At 71.0% G+C, this 15,893-nt stretch carries 17 protein-coding genes; 8 read left to right on the top strand and 9 right to left on the bottom strand.

All coding sequences use genetic code 11. From position 1 onward, the window contains the following. Nucleotides 1–437: 437 nt before the first annotated feature. A complete protein-coding gene (locus AB0C17_RS22225) occupies nucleotides 438–1,334 on the bottom strand; it encodes a hypothetical protein (protein ID WP_357480271.1) in 897 nt (298 codons plus the stop codon). Next, nucleotides 1,331–1,714 (bottom strand): PadR family transcriptional regulator, encoded by a 384-nt coding sequence (locus AB0C17_RS22220; protein ID WP_357385747.1) that lies wholly within the window; start codon nucleotides 1,712–1,714, stop codon nucleotides 1,331–1,333. The genes AB0C17_RS22225 and AB0C17_RS22220 overlap by 4 nt, the downstream gene beginning before the upstream one ends. A gap of 107 nt (nucleotides 1,715–1,821) precedes the next feature. On the opposite strand from AB0C17_RS22220, the gene AB0C17_RS22215 reads away from it, so the two are divergent. Beyond that, on the top strand, nucleotides 1,822–3,069 hold the full coding sequence (locus AB0C17_RS22215) for an NAD(P)/FAD-dependent oxidoreductase (protein WP_357385745.1): 1,248 nt from the start codon (nucleotides 1,822–1,824) through the stop codon (nucleotides 3,067–3,069). An 8-nt stretch (nucleotides 3,070–3,077) separates the two neighbouring features. Further along, nucleotides 3,078–3,566 (top strand): MarR family transcriptional regulator, encoded by a 489-nt coding sequence (locus AB0C17_RS22210; protein ID WP_357385743.1) that lies wholly within the window; start codon nucleotides 3,078–3,080, stop codon nucleotides 3,564–3,566. A 25-nt stretch (nucleotides 3,567–3,591) separates the two neighbouring features. Here AB0C17_RS22210 and mraY read toward each other — a convergent pair whose 3' ends face one another. After that, on the bottom strand, nucleotides 3,592–4,695 hold the full coding sequence (gene mraY / locus AB0C17_RS22205) for a phospho-N-acetylmuramoyl-pentapeptide-transferase (protein ID WP_357385741.1): 1,104 nt from the start codon (nucleotides 4,693–4,695) through the stop codon (nucleotides 3,592–3,594). Between the two features lie 210 nt (nucleotides 4,696–4,905). Between mraY and AB0C17_RS22200 the strand changes: the two genes are divergently transcribed. Together AB0C17_RS22200 and AB0C17_RS22195 are read left to right on the top strand one after the other, a co-directional pair. After that, nucleotides 4,906–5,115, top strand: coding sequence for a hypothetical protein (locus AB0C17_RS22200; RefSeq protein WP_357385739.1), 210 nt, complete (start codon nucleotides 4,906–4,908; stop codon nucleotides 5,113–5,115). An 89-nt stretch (nucleotides 5,116–5,204) separates the two neighbouring features. Next, entirely contained in the window at nucleotides 5,205–6,011 is an 807-nt protein-coding gene (locus tag AB0C17_RS22195; RefSeq protein ID WP_357471676.1) for an aminoglycoside adenylyltransferase domain-containing protein, read from the top strand. Here the strand turns inward: AB0C17_RS22195 and AB0C17_RS22190 are convergent. Then, entirely contained in the window at nucleotides 6,008–7,276 is a 1,269-nt protein-coding gene (locus tag AB0C17_RS22190; RefSeq protein WP_357471673.1) for an MFS transporter, read from the bottom strand. The genes AB0C17_RS22195 and AB0C17_RS22190 overlap by 4 nt on opposite strands. 47 nt (nucleotides 7,277–7,323) lie before the next feature. After that, nucleotides 7,324–8,187, bottom strand: a complete 864-nt coding sequence (locus tag AB0C17_RS22185; protein ID WP_357480268.1) for an aldo/keto reductase — start codon at nucleotides 8,185–8,187, stop codon at nucleotides 7,324–7,326. Nucleotides 8,188–8,274: 87 nt separating this feature from the next. Between AB0C17_RS22185 and AB0C17_RS22180 the strand changes: the two genes are divergently transcribed. After that, nucleotides 8,275–8,688, top strand: coding sequence for a nuclear transport factor 2 family protein (locus AB0C17_RS22180; protein ID WP_357385731.1), 414 nt, complete (start codon nucleotides 8,275–8,277; stop codon nucleotides 8,686–8,688). An 8-nt stretch (nucleotides 8,689–8,696) separates the two neighbouring features. Here the strand turns inward: AB0C17_RS22180 and AB0C17_RS22175 are convergent, their stop codons facing one another. Further along, nucleotides 8,697–9,674, bottom strand: coding sequence for an aminoglycoside phosphotransferase (locus AB0C17_RS22175; RefSeq protein WP_357480265.1), 978 nt, complete (start codon nucleotides 9,672–9,674; stop codon nucleotides 8,697–8,699). A 152-nt stretch (nucleotides 9,675–9,826) separates the two neighbouring features. On the opposite strand from AB0C17_RS22175, the gene AB0C17_RS22170 reads away from it, so the two are divergent. Further along, on the top strand, nucleotides 9,827–10,618 hold the full coding sequence (locus AB0C17_RS22170; RefSeq protein ID WP_357480262.1) for a hypothetical protein: 792 nt from the start codon (nucleotides 9,827–9,829) through the stop codon (nucleotides 10,616–10,618). 292 nt (nucleotides 10,619–10,910) lie between these two features. On the opposite strand, the gene AB0C17_RS22165 is transcribed toward AB0C17_RS22170, so the two are convergent. From AB0C17_RS22165 to AB0C17_RS22155, 3 genes are all read right to left on the bottom strand, one after another. Next, nucleotides 10,911–11,057 carry a hypothetical protein gene (locus tag AB0C17_RS22165; RefSeq protein ID WP_357480259.1) on the bottom strand — a complete coding sequence of 49 codons (147 nt, stop codon included), beginning with the start codon at nucleotides 11,055–11,057 and terminating at the stop codon, nucleotides 10,911–10,913. 183 nt (nucleotides 11,058–11,240) lie between these two features. Beyond that, entirely contained in the window at nucleotides 11,241–13,712 is a 2,472-nt protein-coding gene (locus AB0C17_RS22160) for an FtsX-like permease family protein (protein ID WP_357480256.1), read from the bottom strand. Further along, complete coding sequence (locus AB0C17_RS22155) at nucleotides 13,709–14,458, bottom strand: ABC transporter ATP-binding protein (protein WP_357480253.1); 750 nt, start codon at nucleotides 14,456–14,458, stop codon at nucleotides 13,709–13,711. The genes AB0C17_RS22160 and AB0C17_RS22155 overlap by 4 nt, the downstream gene beginning before the upstream one ends. 282 nt (nucleotides 14,459–14,740) lie before the next feature. Here AB0C17_RS22155 and AB0C17_RS22150 point away from each other — a divergent pair, with 282 nt between their 5' ends. Beyond that, the gene (locus tag AB0C17_RS22150; RefSeq protein WP_357480325.1) at nucleotides 14,741–14,920 is read left to right on the top strand and encodes a hypothetical protein; all 180 of its coding nucleotides are present in this window, start codon (nucleotides 14,741–14,743) and stop codon (nucleotides 14,918–14,920) included. Nucleotides 14,921–15,586: 666 nt separating this feature from the next. Further along, nucleotides 15,587–15,844 carry a hypothetical protein gene (locus AB0C17_RS22145; protein WP_357480250.1) on the top strand — a complete coding sequence of 86 codons (258 nt, stop codon included), beginning with the start codon at nucleotides 15,587–15,589 and terminating at the stop codon, nucleotides 15,842–15,844. Nucleotides 15,845–15,893: the final 49 nt, after the last annotated feature.

Below are 15,893 nucleotides of genomic sequence, written 5' to 3'. Positions count from 1 at the left end.
GGCATCCCCCTCACCCCACCCCACCCCACCACCACCTTCACCCCTTCCCAACCCTGGGCCTGAGCGACCGTGCGGAACCGTTCGGCAACTTCGTCCGCCGCGGTTGCCTGCCGAATCTCGTGCTGCTCGGGATCGTCCGCATCGGGTGGAAGCGTGTGTGCCTGGCCCTGGCCGTCCTTCGGGGGACTCGTCACCGGGTCACCTCATCGACACAGGTGTGACGCGCGGGTGGGGCGCGGGTTTCGGGCCGGCTGATCTTTCGCCCCGGCACCCTTGCGCCGGGGCGGCGGCTCCGCAGGAGCCGTTTGCCGCGCCCCGGCCCGCACCGAGCGGAACGCGCTTGATCTCGTAGAGGCGGACTCGGCAACAGGTCTTCCACTGGCCCGAGCACGCATCAGCCGGGCGGTCCGGTCATGACCGGACCGCCCGGCTGTCGGTCAGGCGCGGGTGCGCTGTCGCAGCCGGGTCGACACGACCGCGACAACCGCCATGAGGACCGCGACTACCAGGGACGGCAGCGCGTCGGGCCGGCGCAGCAGTTCCCCCGTCAACCCGCTGTTGTCCAGCTGGTAGAGCGTACCCAGGAGAAGGGTGGGGACGACGGCGATCAGCAGCCGCTGGTCGGCCGTCGCCACCCACAGGAAGGCGGCCACGCCGACGATCACCATGGCGGCGGCTGCCGCCCGCACGCCCGGGTCGACCATGCGGAAGCCGCCCGCGGGGATCAGATGCAGGGCGAGTATGCCGGCGGTGACCAGAACGGCGTTGGCCCGGGGCGCCGGCGGCACGTCCGCCGGACGCCGCAGGCCCAGAATGATCAGAGGCGCGGCGACGATCGGCGCCCACCACTGTGGCAGGCCGTTGGAAAACAGGTACGTGGAGATCACGGTCGGCACCACCGCCGCAGCCACCGCCAGGGCGGCAGCGGTACGGGCGCGGCCCGCGACGAGCGCCACCAGCGCGGCGATCAGCACGATCTCGTGGATGCCCTGATTCTTGACGACGGCCAGGGGGTCCGAGAGTCCGCCGAACTGGAATGCCTCGATGATGTCGTCCAGGCCGATGAGCACACCCAACGCCAGCACCGCCATGGCGCCCAGGTGGATGCCCTGCCAGAACAGCACGGCGGTGGGCCGGGGCGCGGTGCTGCCACCGTGCACCCGTAGGGCGCCGCGGATCAGCGATGCCGCCTGCCGGAGGCTGGGCCAGCGGCGGGTGGTCGGTTCGTCGCCGATCAGCGTGTCGATCAGCTCGTCGGCGCGTTCGCGGCGGTAGTCGGCGGGGTAGGCCCGCAGCAGCATCCGGTAGCGCTTTTCCAAGACATCGGAACTCATGCTGGTCTGATCCTCGCGGTAGAAGGTTGACGGGCGATTGCCTGCGATGCGACCCGGCGTGGCAGGCGGTCCATGACCACCCGGGCGGCCTGGGCGAGCCGGTCGGCCTCTTCGGTGAGTACGCGGCAGCCCTCGTCGGTGAGCCGGTAGTAGCGACGGGCGCGCCCGTTGACGATCTCCTCACCGTCGGTGGTGACGAGTCCTTCGCCGAGCAGCCGGTCGATCACGGAGTACAGCGATCCGGCGGCGAGGGTCACCCGCCCGTCGGACAGCTCATTGACCCGCTTGATCACGGCATAACCGTGGAGCGGTCCGCCGAGCAGAGCAGCAAGGACGAAGTAAGACGGTTCCCGTAGCGCGGGACGCGATGCCGATCCCATGAGCCGAATATACAAGCAACTTGAGTATCAGTCCAGAGTGACCATGCACAGTGGCCCGCCCCCGCGACGACCTTGCCCGAATCATCTTAATGATTAAGATAACCGCCATGAGTGCATCGACAGGCTTCTCAGTGGCGATCGCCGGCGCCGGCCTCTCCGGCCTCTGCCTCGCCCAGTACCTGATGCGCGCCGGCATCGACGTGCACGTCTACGAGCGGGACCCGGGCCCCTTCATCCGGCGGCAGGGCTACCGGATCATTCTCGACCGGTACGGGCTGGCGGCACTGCGCGAGAGCCTGCCGCGCCCGCTGTACCGCCTGGCGCTGGCCACCGGCGACGAGCCCGGCGGGCAGCTGCGCTTCACCGACAGGCGGCTGCGGGACGCCTTCACCGTCACCTTCAAGGACGACCCGCACGAGACCCGTCAGGTGGACCGGCTGACCCTGCGGTCGATCCTGCAGTCCGGGCTGGACGGGCGCATCCACTACGGCAAGACCGCCGTCGCGGTGGACAGCGGCGGCCCGGCCGGGCTGCGGCTGCGGTTCTCCGACGGCGGGGCCGCAGCCGCGACGGTCGTGGTGGGCGCGGACGGCGTCGGCTCGGCGCTACGCGCGCAGCTGGTGCCGGACGCCGACCCGGCGGACACCCCGATGGCGGGCATCTACGGCCGGTCACCGCTGTGGCGCGACGGCGCGAGCGTCATCCCGGACGCACTGCGTACCAGCGGGGTCCTGGCCATCGCCGACCGGCCGGGCAGCGCCTTCTTCTTCACCTCCATGCGGTTCGGCGAGAGCCCACGGGAGGCGTTCACGCGCCTGGCCCCGGGCAGCTACGCCCCCACCGGCGACGACTACGTCATGTGGGCGCTGCTGCTGCGGCGCGACGAGCTGCCCGGCGGCGTACGCGGAGATCTGCGGGCACTGTGGCACCTGGCGGCCAGCCGGAGCAGGGACTTCCACCCGCTCGCCCGGCGGCTGGTCGACACGGCCGAACTGGACGCCACGGTGCTGAACCTCTTCGCCACCGGGCGGCGGCCGATCCGGTGGGCCGTCCCCCGGGCGACGATGATGGGCGACGCCGTGCACGTCATGCCGCCGTTCGGCGCGCACGGCGGCAACACCGCGCTCCGCGACGCCGCCCTGCTCGGCCGGCGACTGGTCGACGCCCGGGACAACGGCACACCCGTGGAGGAGGCGATCGCCGGATACCAGGACGAGATGGTGCCGTACGCCTTCCGCGCCGTCGACACCGCCGGGAAGCTGATGCACCGTCTCACCGGCGGCGCGGCGGCGCCGCACTGGGTGCTGACCCGCGTGTTACCTCGGCTGCACCGGGTCACCGTGCCGGAGGCATGATTGCCCGCATGTCCCACGATCCGGCCCGCGCCTCCGCGATCGCCGACCTGATGCGCGCCGGGCGGGAGACGTCGCGGCTGTCCATGGTGTTCCGGTACGCCGTCGCGGAGCGGTTGGGCCTCACCGTGAGCGACCTGGAATGCCTCGACTACCTGGCCGACATCGGATCCGCCACGGCGGGGCAGATCGCCGAACGGACCAACCTCACCACCGGGGCGGTCACCAGCATGCTCCGCCGGCTCCAGCGGGCCGGCTACGTGACCGCCGAGCGCGACCCGGCGGACCGGCGGCGAGTCGTCGTCACGGTGCGCCCGGAGCGGGTCGCCGACCTGGAGCGGCCGTACGAGCGTTTCGCCGAGCGGGCGGAACGGCTCGTCGAGGGCTACAGCGCCGATGAGGTCAGATTGCTGGTCCGGCACCACGACCGCCTCCAGGCGATGTACCTCGCGGAGTTGGACCACCTCCGCGACGGCGACACCGCGCAGTGGTCCGCCTGAGCCGGCGTCTCCTGTCGCTCCGCCGCTATCCCACAGCCGCCAGGAAGTCCGAGTAGAACAGGCCCAGGCCGGCCGCGACGCAGACTCCGGCCACGATCCAGAATCGGACCACGATGGTGGACTCGCTCCATCCGGCCAGCTCGAAGTGGTGGTGCAGCGGCACCATCCGGAAGACCCGCTTGCCGGTGGTCCGGTACGAGACGATCTGGATCACCCAGGTCGTGGTGATGATGACGAACAGCCCGCCGATCAGGATCGAGAGCAGCGTCGTACGGGTCACCACCGCGAGCCCGCCGATCAGGCCGCCCAGCCCGAGCGCGCCCACGTCCCCCATGAAAATCCGCGCCGGGGACGTGTTCCACCACAGGAAGCCCACGCAGGCGCCGGCCGCCGCGGCCGCGATCATGGCGATCTCCAGCGGATCGCGGACCTGGTAGCAGTACTCGTTCACGCGGGCGTACCCGTCGTCGGCGCACCAGTGCCGGTACTGCCAGAAGCCGACCAGCGAGTACGCGCCGAGCACCAGGATCGACGCGCCGGTGGCCAGGCCGTCGAGGCCGTCGGTGAGATTCACACCGTTGGACATCGCCGTGATCACGAAGATGAAGACCAGGACCGCGCCGACCTTGCCGACATCCAGCCAGCTGATGTCGCGGATGAGCGAGATGTGCTCACTGGCCACGGTCTGGCCGTTCGTGCTCGGCACGTACAGCGCGGCCACCCCGAACCCGCCGCCGACGAGGGCCTGCCCGAGCAGCTTGCCCTTTGCGGACAGCCCGTCGGAGTTGCGCCGGCGCACCTTGAGGAAGTCGTCGAAGAAGCCGACCGCGCCGCAGAAGACGAACAACCCGAGCAGCACCAGGGCCGTCATGGTGGGCCCCTCCTGCGCGATCTGCCGTTCGGGCAGGGTGGTCAGGGCGAGGTGCCCGGCGACGTACGCGAGGACCGTCGCCACGATGAAGACGACGCCGCCCATCGTGGGCGTGCCCACCTTGCCCTCGTTGCTGGCCAGCCCGATGGACCGGATCGGCTGACCTGCCTTCAGCGCGCTGAAGACGCGCACCGCCACCGGCGTACCGAAAAGGGAGATGACGAAGGCGACAGCGGCCGCGACGATGACCGCCCTCACCGGCGGGCCTCCGCGAGATCCGGGTTCCGCACCGCGTCCCCATCACCCTTCCCGACCGGCGCGTGACGTGCCGACCTGAGCCGCCGGCGCTGACGGATCTTCGCGAAGTCATCGATCACGACACCTGAGCTTGCCATCCGGCGGCGGAGGGGGCAGCCCCGCGACCGCCAGCACGCCGAAGGTGGCGCGTATGCCGTAGCGTCAACGAGCATGAGAACGATGCTGGTGTCGCTCGCGGTGGTCGTGGTGACGGTGCTGGCACTCGTCGTCTTCGTCGCCCGGCGCGACCGGACGAGGCGCCCGTCGGACGAGGATTCGGCTGCGGTCCGCCGGGCCGGCGCCGACCAGCACCGGCACGATGCACAGCGTCAGGCCGGGGCGGGCATCGCGGAGCGGCACCGCAATTCGCCGAGCGTGTAGGCGCGGCCCGCGGATGATCCGCGCGGCAAAGCGTGCCGGATCGGTCTACTCGGTGGCGGCACCGGTGGTGCGTGGCGCAGGATCGCCTGGTGGTCCTACCCGACATGGTTCTGGCCGACCTCCGCGAGGCGTGGTGCCGTGCGCTTGCCGACCGGCTGCGCGGCCTCTACCTGCACGGCTCGCTCGTGGCAGGGGACTTCGCCGCCGACCGCAGCGACCTCGACCTGCTCGCGGTACTCGCGAGCGACCCGGACGAGAAGCTCCTCGGCGTACTCGCCGGGCTGCACGCGGACCTCGACCGGCGGCACCCGCAGTGGGCGGGCCGGATCGAAGTGGAGTACGTGTCACTGGACGCGGTCCGCGACGTCGGCGGCCGGGACCACCTGATCGCCCGGATCAGCCCCGGGGAGTCGCTGCACCTGCTACCCGCCACCACCCACCGCGTCGTGACCTGGGCCGCCGTACACGACTACGGCCGTACGCTGCTGGGACCCCCTGCCGACGAACTGCTGCCCGCCGTCGAACCCGACCGCGTCCGCGCCGCCCTGCTGGACCACGTCCGTGACTGGCCCACCTGGGTGACCCAGATGACCACGCCCGGAGCCCAGGCGTACGCGGTACTCACCCTCTGCCGCGCCTACCAACGTCTGCGCAACGGCCGGCAACTGTCCAAACGGCAGGCCGCCGACCAGACCGCCACCGCCTGCCCCCGCTGGGCCGACCTCGCCGTCTGGGCCCGCGACTGGTGGTACGACTCCGGCCAGGACACCGACCCCGGCCGGGCCGACGACGTCCGGGACTTCGTGCACGGGGTCAGCGCCGCCATCCTGGCCCCGACCGATGGTGGGCAGTGGCGCGGGACGGACCGCGACGCAGCGCCGAAGCCGCCGGGCTAGCCGGCCACGACCGGCTCCGGACGCGTCCGTTCACCCCATCGGACGACCGCCGGGGCGACCAGACCGACCGCGACGAAGACGGCGCCCATCAGCAGCCAACCGGGGGCGCCCCAGGCGATGCAGAGCAGGCCCAGGACGGAAGGGGCGGCGACGTTGGCCAGCCCCGCGCCGAGACCGGCGACTCCCGTGTACTGCCCCTGCGCGTGTGCGGGCGCGAGGAGGAACTGCAACTCGAGCGAGCCCGCCGTGTGCCACAGCTCGCCCACCGTGTGCGCGGCGACTCCCAGCGTCATCAATGCCACGGCGAGCCATCCGGGCATCGTCGACGTGGCGGCGATCAGGGCCATCCCCACCAGGAACGCCAACCCGGAGCGACGGATGGCCCGCCCGGCCGCCGGACCGGTGTCGATCCCCCTGCTCGCCCTGACCTGGAGCGCCGCCACGAGAGCGGTGTTGACGAGCACGGCCGCCCCGACGAACCAGCGCGGAGCGTCGGTACGCGAGATGATCCACACCGGCAGCGCGAAGACCAGCACCTGGCCCTGAATTCCCATGACCGCGTCGAGCACGGTGACGGCCATGTACGGCTTGTCCTTCAGTGCTATCCAGCGTCCGCTCGTGCGGGGTACCGCGATGGGCGGCAGTGAGGGCAGCCGGGTGATGACGGCGGCGCACGCCACGAAGCTGACGGCGTTGCCGACGACCAGGGTCAGGTAGGCGGCGCGGGTGTCCAGTTGCACCGCGGCGCCGGCGACGAGGGCACCGCAGGCTCCGGCGAGGTTGGCAACCGAACGGAGGTAGGCGCGGAACTGGGTCAGGTTCGCGCCGCCGAAGCCGCGCACCAGCGGGCCGCGTGACGCCCCGCCGGCTGACTGGGCGAGCTGGTTGAGGCAGACCAGGACGACGAACGGCCAGAACGTGTGGACGAAGACGAGGGCGGCCGTGGTGGTGGCTCGGACGACAAGCGTCAGCAGATAGATCTCGCGCGGGCCCCGCCGATCGGCGAGATGCCCCGTCGGGATCCCGGCGAGCATCCCGACGAGCGCCGCGATGCCCATCCCCAGGGCCACCTGCGCGAGGGGAAGCCCGACGGCGCGGGTGAAGAAGAGCACGGCGCTCGTCATGAAGACGCCGATTCCCACCATGTTGACGAAGGTCGCGACGGCCAGGACGCGCCGAGGGCCGCGCTCGGGGACGAGTCCTCGAGCCGCCAGCCAGGAGCCGCGCGGCGGAGGAGTGGAGTGGGACGTGACCGCTGCCCGCAAAGGGGGAAACCTTCCGTCGAGGGTCGTGGACTCCTGGCGGGGCGCCGCTAGTCGAGGCCGGCCAGTTCCTCCGGCGACAGGCGCAGCGCCCCGGCGGCTAGGTTCTCGACCAGATGGTCGGGGTCGCCCGTGCCGGGGATGGCCAGCATGTGCGGTCCGCGGCTGAGGGTCCACGCGATCCGCACCTGTGCCGGCGTCGCCCCGTGGGCCCGGGCGACGGCCGCCACCGCCTCGTTCGTGGCCACCCCGCCGGCCTCACGTCCGTCGCCGGCGATCGCGAAGAACGGCACGAAGGCGACGCCCTGCTCCCCGCAGGTGCGCACGAGCTGGTCGTGCACGCGCCGGGTGTCGACGCCGTACGGGTTCTGCACGCAGACCACCGGGGCGATCGCCTGTGCCTGCGCGAGGTGCTGCGGGCGGATGTTCGACAGGCCGAGATGCCGGATGAGGCCGGCGTCGCGCAGGTCGGCCAGCGCGCCGAAGTGTTCCGCGACCGACTCCAGCCCGTGCTGGCGCAGGTTGACCACGTCCAGGTGGTCCCGGCCGAGCTGGCGCAGGTTCTCCTCGACCTGTCCGCGCAGTTGGTCGGGGCGGGCCAGCGGCAGCCACTCTCCGGACGGGTCGCGGCCCGGCCCGACCTTCGTGGTGATGACCAGGTCGTCGGCGTACGGCGAGAGCGCCGTATTGATCAGCTCGTTGGCCGAACGCAGCGGCGAGAAGTAGAACGCCGCCGTGTCGATGTGGTTCACCCCGAGTTCGACCGCCCGGCGCAGCACGCCGATGACGCGCTCGCGGTCGCTCGCCACACCGCCCTTGCCGGTCAGGCGCATCGCGCCGAATCCGATCCGATTGACGGTCAGGTCGCCGAGCGTCCAGGTACCTGCGGACGCCGCAGTGATTTCGTTAGGCACCGGGCGAACCTAGCCACCGCAGATGACCTGCACAGCCGGTCATCTGCCCGATACCGCTCCCCGGAGATCGCTGTTAACTTATCTACAGTGAAGGACGATGGTTTTCCCGTTGGGAACGGCGACGCGGACAGCACCACGGTCGAGGACTTACGCACCGCTGAACGGCGTCTTCAACAAGCCCAGCTGTCCTCCGACGTTGCGGCGCTGGATCGGTTGATCGACGACCGCCTCGTGTTCACCGGGCCGGACGGCCGGCTCTACTCCAAGCAGGACGACCTGCACGCGCACCGGTCCGGCCAGCAGACGATGACCCGGGTCCACGAGGAGGACCTGGCGGCGCTCGTGGTCGGCGGCACCGGGGTGACATGGTTCCTCGGCACGCTGGAAGGCACCCTTGCCGGCGAGCCGTTCCTCGCCCGGGTCCGCTACACGCGCACATGGATCCTCGACGAGGACGAGGGGTGGCGCCTGCTCGCGGCACACGTCGGTCCGGCCGACTGAGGTCGCCGTCAGATCGCGGCGAGCGCCTTGGTGATGTTCCACTCGGCCAGGTCCAGCATCCACTTCCGATCCGGGAAGTCGGTGTCCGCGATCCGCAGTGGCCCTTCGATCAAGGACAACGTCTGCGCGTACCGGTACAACTCCAGCCGGTGGGGATCGAGATCGACCGGCCGAAGCGCCGGATACGTCTCACCGAAGCGCATCTGCAGCCAGGCGTGATCCCATTCGACATCGAAATACGCCAGCCCTTCGAAATCGATCATGACGGCCTCACCAGCCGGTGTGACGAGCACGTGATCCGGGCCGAGCTCACCGTGCACCAGCCCGTACTCCTCGCGTGCGGTGACCGCGCCCCTGAGGTGGCGTACGTGGGCGGCGACCCGGTGATGGGCGTCGGCCAGCCGGGCGTCGCGGGCCGCGGCCACGTCGAGATGGCCGAGCGCGCGGTCGACGATCACGTCCTCCGGGCGTCGAGCCTGGGACGCCTCACCCCGGCCGACGTCCGCGACCTTGCCGTAACGCGGGCCGAAGGCGGTGTGCATGCGACGCAGGGCGTCACCGAGCGCGGACAGCGGCGTGGCGGCGGCGGCCCGGTCGTGCTCCAGTAGCGCCTCCAGCCGCAGCGCGCCGGTGTCCTCGACGAGCGCGATGTCGGCGTCGAGGTGCCGGCGCTCCCGGTCGATCATCAGCAGATGCGGTACGCGCACTCCCGCAGCCGTGAGCGCCGCGTGGCCGGCGGCGAAGAGATCCGCGCCCGAGGCATCGGTGAACGGGTCGTCCGGGACGGCCGGCGACGGTGGCCAGTAGTTCTCGTCCGTGGCCCACACGTACAGCATCACGGTTGTCCGGTCGTCCAGCCGGAGCCGGTAGACGCCCTTCTTGGTGCCGCCTGTGAGCCGGTCCAGGGCAGCGAGCCGCCGATCGGAGCCGAACTGTTCCGACACCAGGCCGTGCAGGTCATCCGGCCGCAGGAACCTACGCGTCATGGCCGCCTCTCCTCAGACCGAGGCAGCCAGGCTGCCAGGCCGGGCGGCAGCACACAACCGAGCTGACGCACCGGGCCGCCGACGTCAGCCTCAAGGGGTCACGGCTGCGACTGTGGCGGGATCCGGTTGCGTCCGAGCGCCACAATACATCCATGAACGACGATGACCGGTTCTCCATCCTGCTGCACCGGCTCCAAGACATCCAACTAATGCTCGAATTCCTCGCCAAATCGACCAGCCGGCCGGAGTGGTTCGACAGCCGTGCCGAGGCCGACGGCATCAAGGCCCGCGACGCATTGGCGCACGAGGTCCTGGTCAGCGCCACCGCGCGGCTGAACCGACTGCTGGATAGGCCGGTAACGGTAGAGCAACTTATGCAGCTCGGTCAGAGTGAGGCGCTGAGCCTGCTCACGCCAGGGCTCACCCGACAGCGGGACGCAGCGCAGAAGGCGCTCCAGAGGACCTTTGACGACCAGTTCCATCGCAGGACAGCCGGCCAAGATCAAACGGGCCGGGATCCGGCCGCCAGCCCTGGCGGGTGGCACCTCGTGGGCATCGCTCTGAGTGTCGGCATCACGGTCCTGGCGGCGACCGCCGCCGCGCCGATCGCCGCCCTCGCCGTGCAGGAGTCGATCGTTCGGGAGTTGGTGAAGGCGACCATCACGGCCCTGGTCAGCGGGACGGTGGTAGCGGTAGCGGAGGTGGCCCGCTCCAAGCCCGCCGACCAGTCCGCCGAGAGGGCTGGCGACGGCACAAGCGATTTCAAGCGCAGGCTGCAGGATCTCGTAGAGCGATCGTCGCACACACCGCCCCACCCCCAGCGTCCTCGGCGAGCTGTCCCTCCAGACGACCAGGCCAGACGGCGAGGCCCGGAAGCCAGCAAAGCGAATTCCGAACCACCTGAAGGTCCGCGTGCCGAAAAACCTGGCATCCCCGGCATCTGATGTCGTGTGACCGACAGTCACGGCAGTCGCCGTCGCGGGGTACGCACCGCGATCGTTGGAGTCGGTGCCAGCAGATGATGGAGCAGGCGAGGGTGATCAGCCTTCGTCACGTTCATCTACGTCGTGTTGTCACACGACCTCGACCAACCGCGCAGTCGCTCGAAGCCCGCTCACGGGGTCAGTGCGGCGATGGGTCCGACCGTCACCGTACGCCCGTATCTCGTATCGGCCGGGCACCGCCCCGAAAGGGCGTCCCACAACCGTTCGCGTTGGTAGCCGCGCAGAGGAAACCCTACTTCTCTCGGGACTCGCCGACCCGTGCCTCGACGCTGACGGCGGCCGGCAGTGGGGTGAGGCGGGGCGAACGGGTGTACTCGGAACAGGTGGGGTAGGAGTTCTTCACGTGAGCCGGGATGTGGGCCGGCAAGGTGTCGGTCATGCCGGGCAGTCAACCGGCGGACCGTCCCGGTCCACCAGGGGCACCGGTCCCGGGCGGTACGGGATGCGGCACCCACCACACGAGCCCGCGACGTCCGCCCCGAGTCGCGTGCCGTTCCTCGTCTGCGTGGCGCCCGGGTTGCTCCTGATGTGCCGGTGGGCGTGACGGGCGAGGGCCCCACACCTACTCCTTCAGGCCGATGTCGTCGATCGGACGAGCGCTGAGCAGCCGCCGGACGGGCCACACCGTGCTCACCAGGGCCAGCATCGTCGTACCGCCGAGCACCGCCGCCCACCCGAGCGGCGGCACGTACGGAATCGGGCTGCCGGTCAGTCCGTTGACGATCGCGGCCAGCGTCAGCAGCGCGATCGTCGCGCCGATCAGGACCGCGGTGCCGAGCAGCCCGGCCTGTTCGGCCTGGACCATGCCGCGAATCTGACGGCGGGTGACCCCGACCAGTCGCAGCAACGCCAGCTCGCGGCGGCGGGCCAGCGCCGCCAGCACCATCGTGGTCGACGCGGCAAGCGCCGCGTAGCCGACCATCACGCCGATCAGCAGCCGGTTCAGCCAGGCGCTGAGCGCGAGATCGGTGCTGAGCAGACGCGTACGGGTGGCGGCGTCGAGAACCTCGATGCCGGGCCGCCCGGCCGCCCACGTGGCCAGCGCGGTGCCGGCGTCCGCCCCGCCTCGGACCAGGACCTCGTCGACGGTGTTCCCCGCCGTGTGCCCGGCGACCGTCTCGGCGGCCAGGGTGACGTCGCCGAAGCCGAGGCCACGCTCGTAGATCGCGACGATCTCCAACGTGACAGGGGTGCCGTCGCCCAGCCAGAACTCCGCCTTGTCGCCGACGTCCAAGCGGGACGAGGACGCCTGCGTGGCCGACAGGGCGACGGTGCCCACGCGCAGGTCGGCCAGGTCGCCGTCGCGCACGGCGAGGTCCATCGTCGACGTGACGCCCGCCGGGTCGACGGACTGCGCGCCGACCGGCTCGATGCCGCCGAGCGCCCGCACCACGACCTGGGTGCGGCGTACCCCGGTGGCCGCCTGCACCCCGGCCAGCTCGCGGATGTCCCGCGCCGCGTCGGCGGGCAGCCCGCCCGGGGCGGTGAGCACCCGCTCGGCGAGGGTTCCGGCGCTGCTCTGCGTGGTGGTCTGCCGTTCCAGGTTGTTCTGCAGGAACCAGACCGAGCCGCCGAATCCCACGGACAGCACCAGGGCGGTCAGCACGGTCGCCATGCCCTGCGCGTTGGCCCGCAGATTGGCGGCGGCCAGATAGCCGCCGGCCCGCCAGATGCGCGGCAGCACCGGGGTGAGCAGGCGTGCCGCGTACGCGTTGATGTTCGGCGCGAGCAGCGCCACCGCGATGACGAACAGGTAGAGCATGCCGACCGCGCCGGCCAGTGCCCCGGCCGACCCGCCGGCGCCGAGCGCGAACGCCCCGGAGCTGCCGGCCGCCATCAGCGTCAGCACGCCGGCGATCGGCCGTACCGGGCCGCTGTGCCGAGGTTCGACAGCGGTCTCGCCGAGCGCCTCGACCGGCTTGATGGCGGTGACCCGGCGGGCGACGATCAGCGCGGCGAGGACCGCCACGAGGATCGCCGTACCGATGGCGGCGGGCACCGCGAACAGGCCGCTCGCCATCGGGAAGGCAGCGGGCACGAACCCCCGACCGATGAGTTCGCCGTGCACCCAGCGGGCCGCCAGCAGGCCGGCCGGGCCGCCGACCGCGGAGCCGGCCAGGGCGAGCAGCATGGCCTCGGCGACCAGCATGCGCCGCACCTGCCCCGGTGTGGCGGCGACCGCGCGCAGCAACGCCAGGTCACGGCGACGGTGCCGGACGGACAGCCCGATGGTGCCGGCCACCACGAACACGATCAGCAGGACGACGTACCCGCCGAAGGCCGCCCCGGCACTGACCAGCAAGCTCTGGGCGGCCAGGTACTCCGACTGCTCGGCCTTTCCGCGGTCCTTCCCGGCGTACGTCGTGGCGCCGGCCGCCGACGCGACCTCACGCACCGCGCCGAGGTCGGCGCCGGGCGCCATGCGTACGCCGATCGCGTCCACCCGGCCCGGGTGGGCGGAGAGGCGGGCGGCCTGCGCGTCGGTGAAGAACACCGCCGCCGAACCGGTCTCGGCGGTGCCGCTCACCCGGTACGACCGGCTGACCCCGCCGACGACCAGGTCGACGCGGTCGCCGGTCGCCACGCCGAGCCGGGCGTCGACGACCACCTCGTCGTCGAGCCGTGGCGCGGCGCCGACGGCGACGGGACGACCGGTGAAGGCGTACGTCTGCCAGCTGTGGCCCACGGCGGCGGGCGAGCCGATCGGCACCGCGTGGTCGCCGACGACGGCGGTGACGCCCGGCACCCGGCGGATCCGGTCCACCAGGCCGGCGTCCACAGTGCCACCCTCGGGCAGCGTCACGGTGCTCGTGGTGGTGTCGCCGTCGAACTCCCGGGACGTGTGGCTGATCGTGCGGTTGGCGACCACCGCGTCGGCGCCCGCCCAGAGCCGCGGCTCCGGGCGGAACCGCAGCCCCGATTCGACGAGCGTGCCCATCGCCACCAGGATCAGCACGCCGACGATCAGGGCCACCAGGGTCGCGGCGGCGGGTCCGGCGCGGTGCCGCAGCAGGCGGGCGGCGAGGGCGGTCATCGGAGGACCCGCCCGTCCAGCGACGCGAGCTGCTCGGCGATCCGGACGGCGCCGAGCTGCGGAAGGTCGGCGACGATCGCGCCGTCGGCCAGCACGAGCACCCGATCCGCGTACGACGCGGCGATCGGATCGTGGGTCACCATCACCACCGTCTGCCCGTGTTCGTCCACTACCGCGCGCAACAGCGTCAGCACCTCGGCGGCGGTCCGCGAGTCGAGTGCGCCGGTGGGCTCGTCCGAGAAGATCACCTCGGGGCGGGTGGCCAGTGCTCGGGCGATCGCCACCCGCTGCTGCTGACCGCCGGACAACGCCGCCGGCCGGTGGTGCAGCCGGTCGGCGAGGCCGACCCGCTCCACGACGTGGGCCAGCCACGCCCGGTCCGGGCGCACACCGGCCAGACGCAGGGGCAGCACGATGTTCTCCTCGACGGTGAGCGCGCCGATCAGGTTGAACGCCTGGAAGACGAACCCGATCCGGGTACGCCGCAGCTCGGTCAGGCGCGTCTCGGACAGCCCGGACAGGTCGGTGCCACCGAGGACCACCCGGCCGTTCGTGGGGCGGTCGAGCCCGGCCGCGACCTGCAACAGCGTGCTCTTGCCGGAGCCCGAGGGCCCCATCACGGCGGTGAAGGTCCCCCGGCCGAAGCCGACATCGACGCCCGCGAGCGCGGTCACCTGGTTGCGGCCGGTGCCGTACACGCGGGTGAGTTGTTCGACGCGTACCGCCGGTTCGATGGTCTGTCCCATTCTGGTGGCCTCTCTCCGTGTCATCGGCGGCAGCTGCGCGCACCAGAAACGCTATTGACCTGGAGGAACGACAACCATCCAGCGGACTGCCCGATCCCGGTACAGCAGGCGCTACCACCGACCCGGGCGCTCGCCTGGCAGCATCCGTGATGCCGGGACGAGGTAGCCGCGCGGCGGCGGCCCGCTCCTGCCGGCTGGACGCCCCTTCCCCTGCCGACGGCCGCCACCTGGGCGTGCGCACCGGGCCAGCGGCGCCGCTACCGGGTGCAGAGGATCGCAGGCATGACCGTCGAGGTGCGCCGTGACCGCTGGTACGCCCTGCTGATCGTCGGCTTCCTCGCGCTCGGCTCGGATCGGGTGATCAAGAACCAGCTCATCGCGGCGGGTGGCTACCCCGAGCTGAACCCGGCCGGGAGTGCTCGTGCGGTTGTCAGATACCCGGCCACCCGCAGCGTTACCTGACCGTTACCTTTCGCGCTGAGTGAGGATGCTTCACATCCGCCTTCGCAACATATACGGAGCAACAAGTCTAACCAGACACCAAGGCAACGCTGCGTAGCGAACCGCATAGCGCCGCATCAATGGCGGCGGCCAAAACGGCCCCCACGACGGAGAGAGTCGCCTATACGCTCACAGCGTCAGACGCTTTCTTAAGGGCGGATGACCGATAAACGAGTGGCCTCAGTTGCCACGCGATGCGTAAAGGAGTGCACGGGGGATGAAGTGGATGCGAACTCTAGGAATGGCGACTGCCGTTCTCGCCGCAATCGGCGGGTCCGCGCTTGTCGGCTCGCCTGCCTCGGCAGACTGGAACGGCAAGCCGTGTCAGGTCCAGATTACCGAACCCGGAGTCACCGGCAACGCCTGGGGATGGTGCGACGGCACTGGTCCTCAGCGCTACGAAATCTGGATCAAGTGTGAAAACGGCAAGACCTATGTAAGCGCCTCCAAGCCTTGGTTCGGGGATCGTCGGGGCGCCTCCGTGTGGTGCCCGTCCGGGCTCTGGGCAGTTACCGCAGGCGGACGCCGAGCCTAACCAGAGCAGCAACTTCCAGGAGGCAAAGTGATTCGTAAGCTGGCAGTCAACGCAGCCCTTTGGCCGCGAGCGCCGCTACCGCAGTAACCGTCATGGCCGCTCCGGCCTCGGCTGGCTCCGCCAAGGTGGAATGGTTCGGCGACGTCCATGTGACGCTGAACACCCCAACCAGCTATGGGGGTTGGGTCGACGGCAACGGCCCGGACAGCTACCGCTTCTTCGTGATTTGCTCAAACGGCAAGACGTACAACGGCGTCACTCGATGGGCTGGAGACCGGCGCGGCTCGTTCGGCTACTGCCCGTCGGGCACCACCGCTAGTTACAAGGGCCGGACCGAGATTCCCGCCTAGTCAGTCCTGGGCGCGTCCGCCAGATTTGTGCGACGGATGGCCCGGTACA

It is taken from the genome of Micromonospora sp. NPDC048887 (assembly GCF_040649715.1).
GTDB lineage: Bacteria > Actinomycetota > Actinomycetes > Mycobacteriales > Micromonosporaceae > Micromonospora.
This window is presented reverse-complemented; position numbering and strand designations above follow the sequence as displayed.

Bases quoted from the DNA above. Each gene is read 5' to 3' on its own strand.
- AB0C17_RS22225 (WP_357480271.1), bottom strand. From the start codon at position 1,334: ATGAGTTCCGATGTCTTGGAAAAGCGCTACCGGATGCTGCTGCGGGCC.
- AB0C17_RS22220 (WP_357385747.1), bottom strand. From the start codon at position 1,714: ATGGGATCGGCATCGCGTCCCGCGCTACGGGAACCGTCTTACTTCGTC.
- AB0C17_RS22215 (WP_357385745.1), top strand. From the start codon at position 1,822: ATGAGTGCATCGACAGGCTTCTCAGTGGCGATCGCCGGCGCCGGCCTC.
- AB0C17_RS22210 (WP_357385743.1), top strand. From the start codon at position 3,078: ATGTCCCACGATCCGGCCCGCGCCTCCGCGATCGCCGACCTGATGCGC.
- AB0C17_RS22200 (WP_357385739.1), top strand. From the start codon at position 4,906: ATGAGAACGATGCTGGTGTCGCTCGCGGTGGTCGTGGTGACGGTGCTG.
- AB0C17_RS22175 (WP_357480265.1), bottom strand. From the start codon at position 9,674: ATGACGCGTAGGTTCCTGCGGCCGGATGACCTGCACGGCCTGGTGTCG.
- AB0C17_RS22170 (WP_357480262.1), top strand. From the start codon at position 9,827: ATGAACGACGATGACCGGTTCTCCATCCTGCTGCACCGGCTCCAAGAC.
- AB0C17_RS22165 (WP_357480259.1), bottom strand. From the start codon at position 11,057: ATGACCGACACCTTGCCGGCCCACATCCCGGCTCACGTGAAGAACTCC.
- AB0C17_RS22160 (WP_357480256.1), bottom strand. From the start codon at position 13,712: ATGACCGCCCTCGCCGCCCGCCTGCTGCGGCACCGCGCCGGACCCGCC.
- AB0C17_RS22155 (WP_357480253.1), bottom strand. From the start codon at position 14,458: ATGGGACAGACCATCGAACCGGCGGTACGCGTCGAACAACTCACCCGC.
- AB0C17_RS22150 (WP_357480325.1), top strand. From the start codon at position 14,741: ATGACCGTCGAGGTGCGCCGTGACCGCTGGTACGCCCTGCTGATCGTC.
- AB0C17_RS22145 (WP_357480250.1), top strand. From the start codon at position 15,587: ATGGCCGCTCCGGCCTCGGCTGGCTCCGCCAAGGTGGAATGGTTCGGC.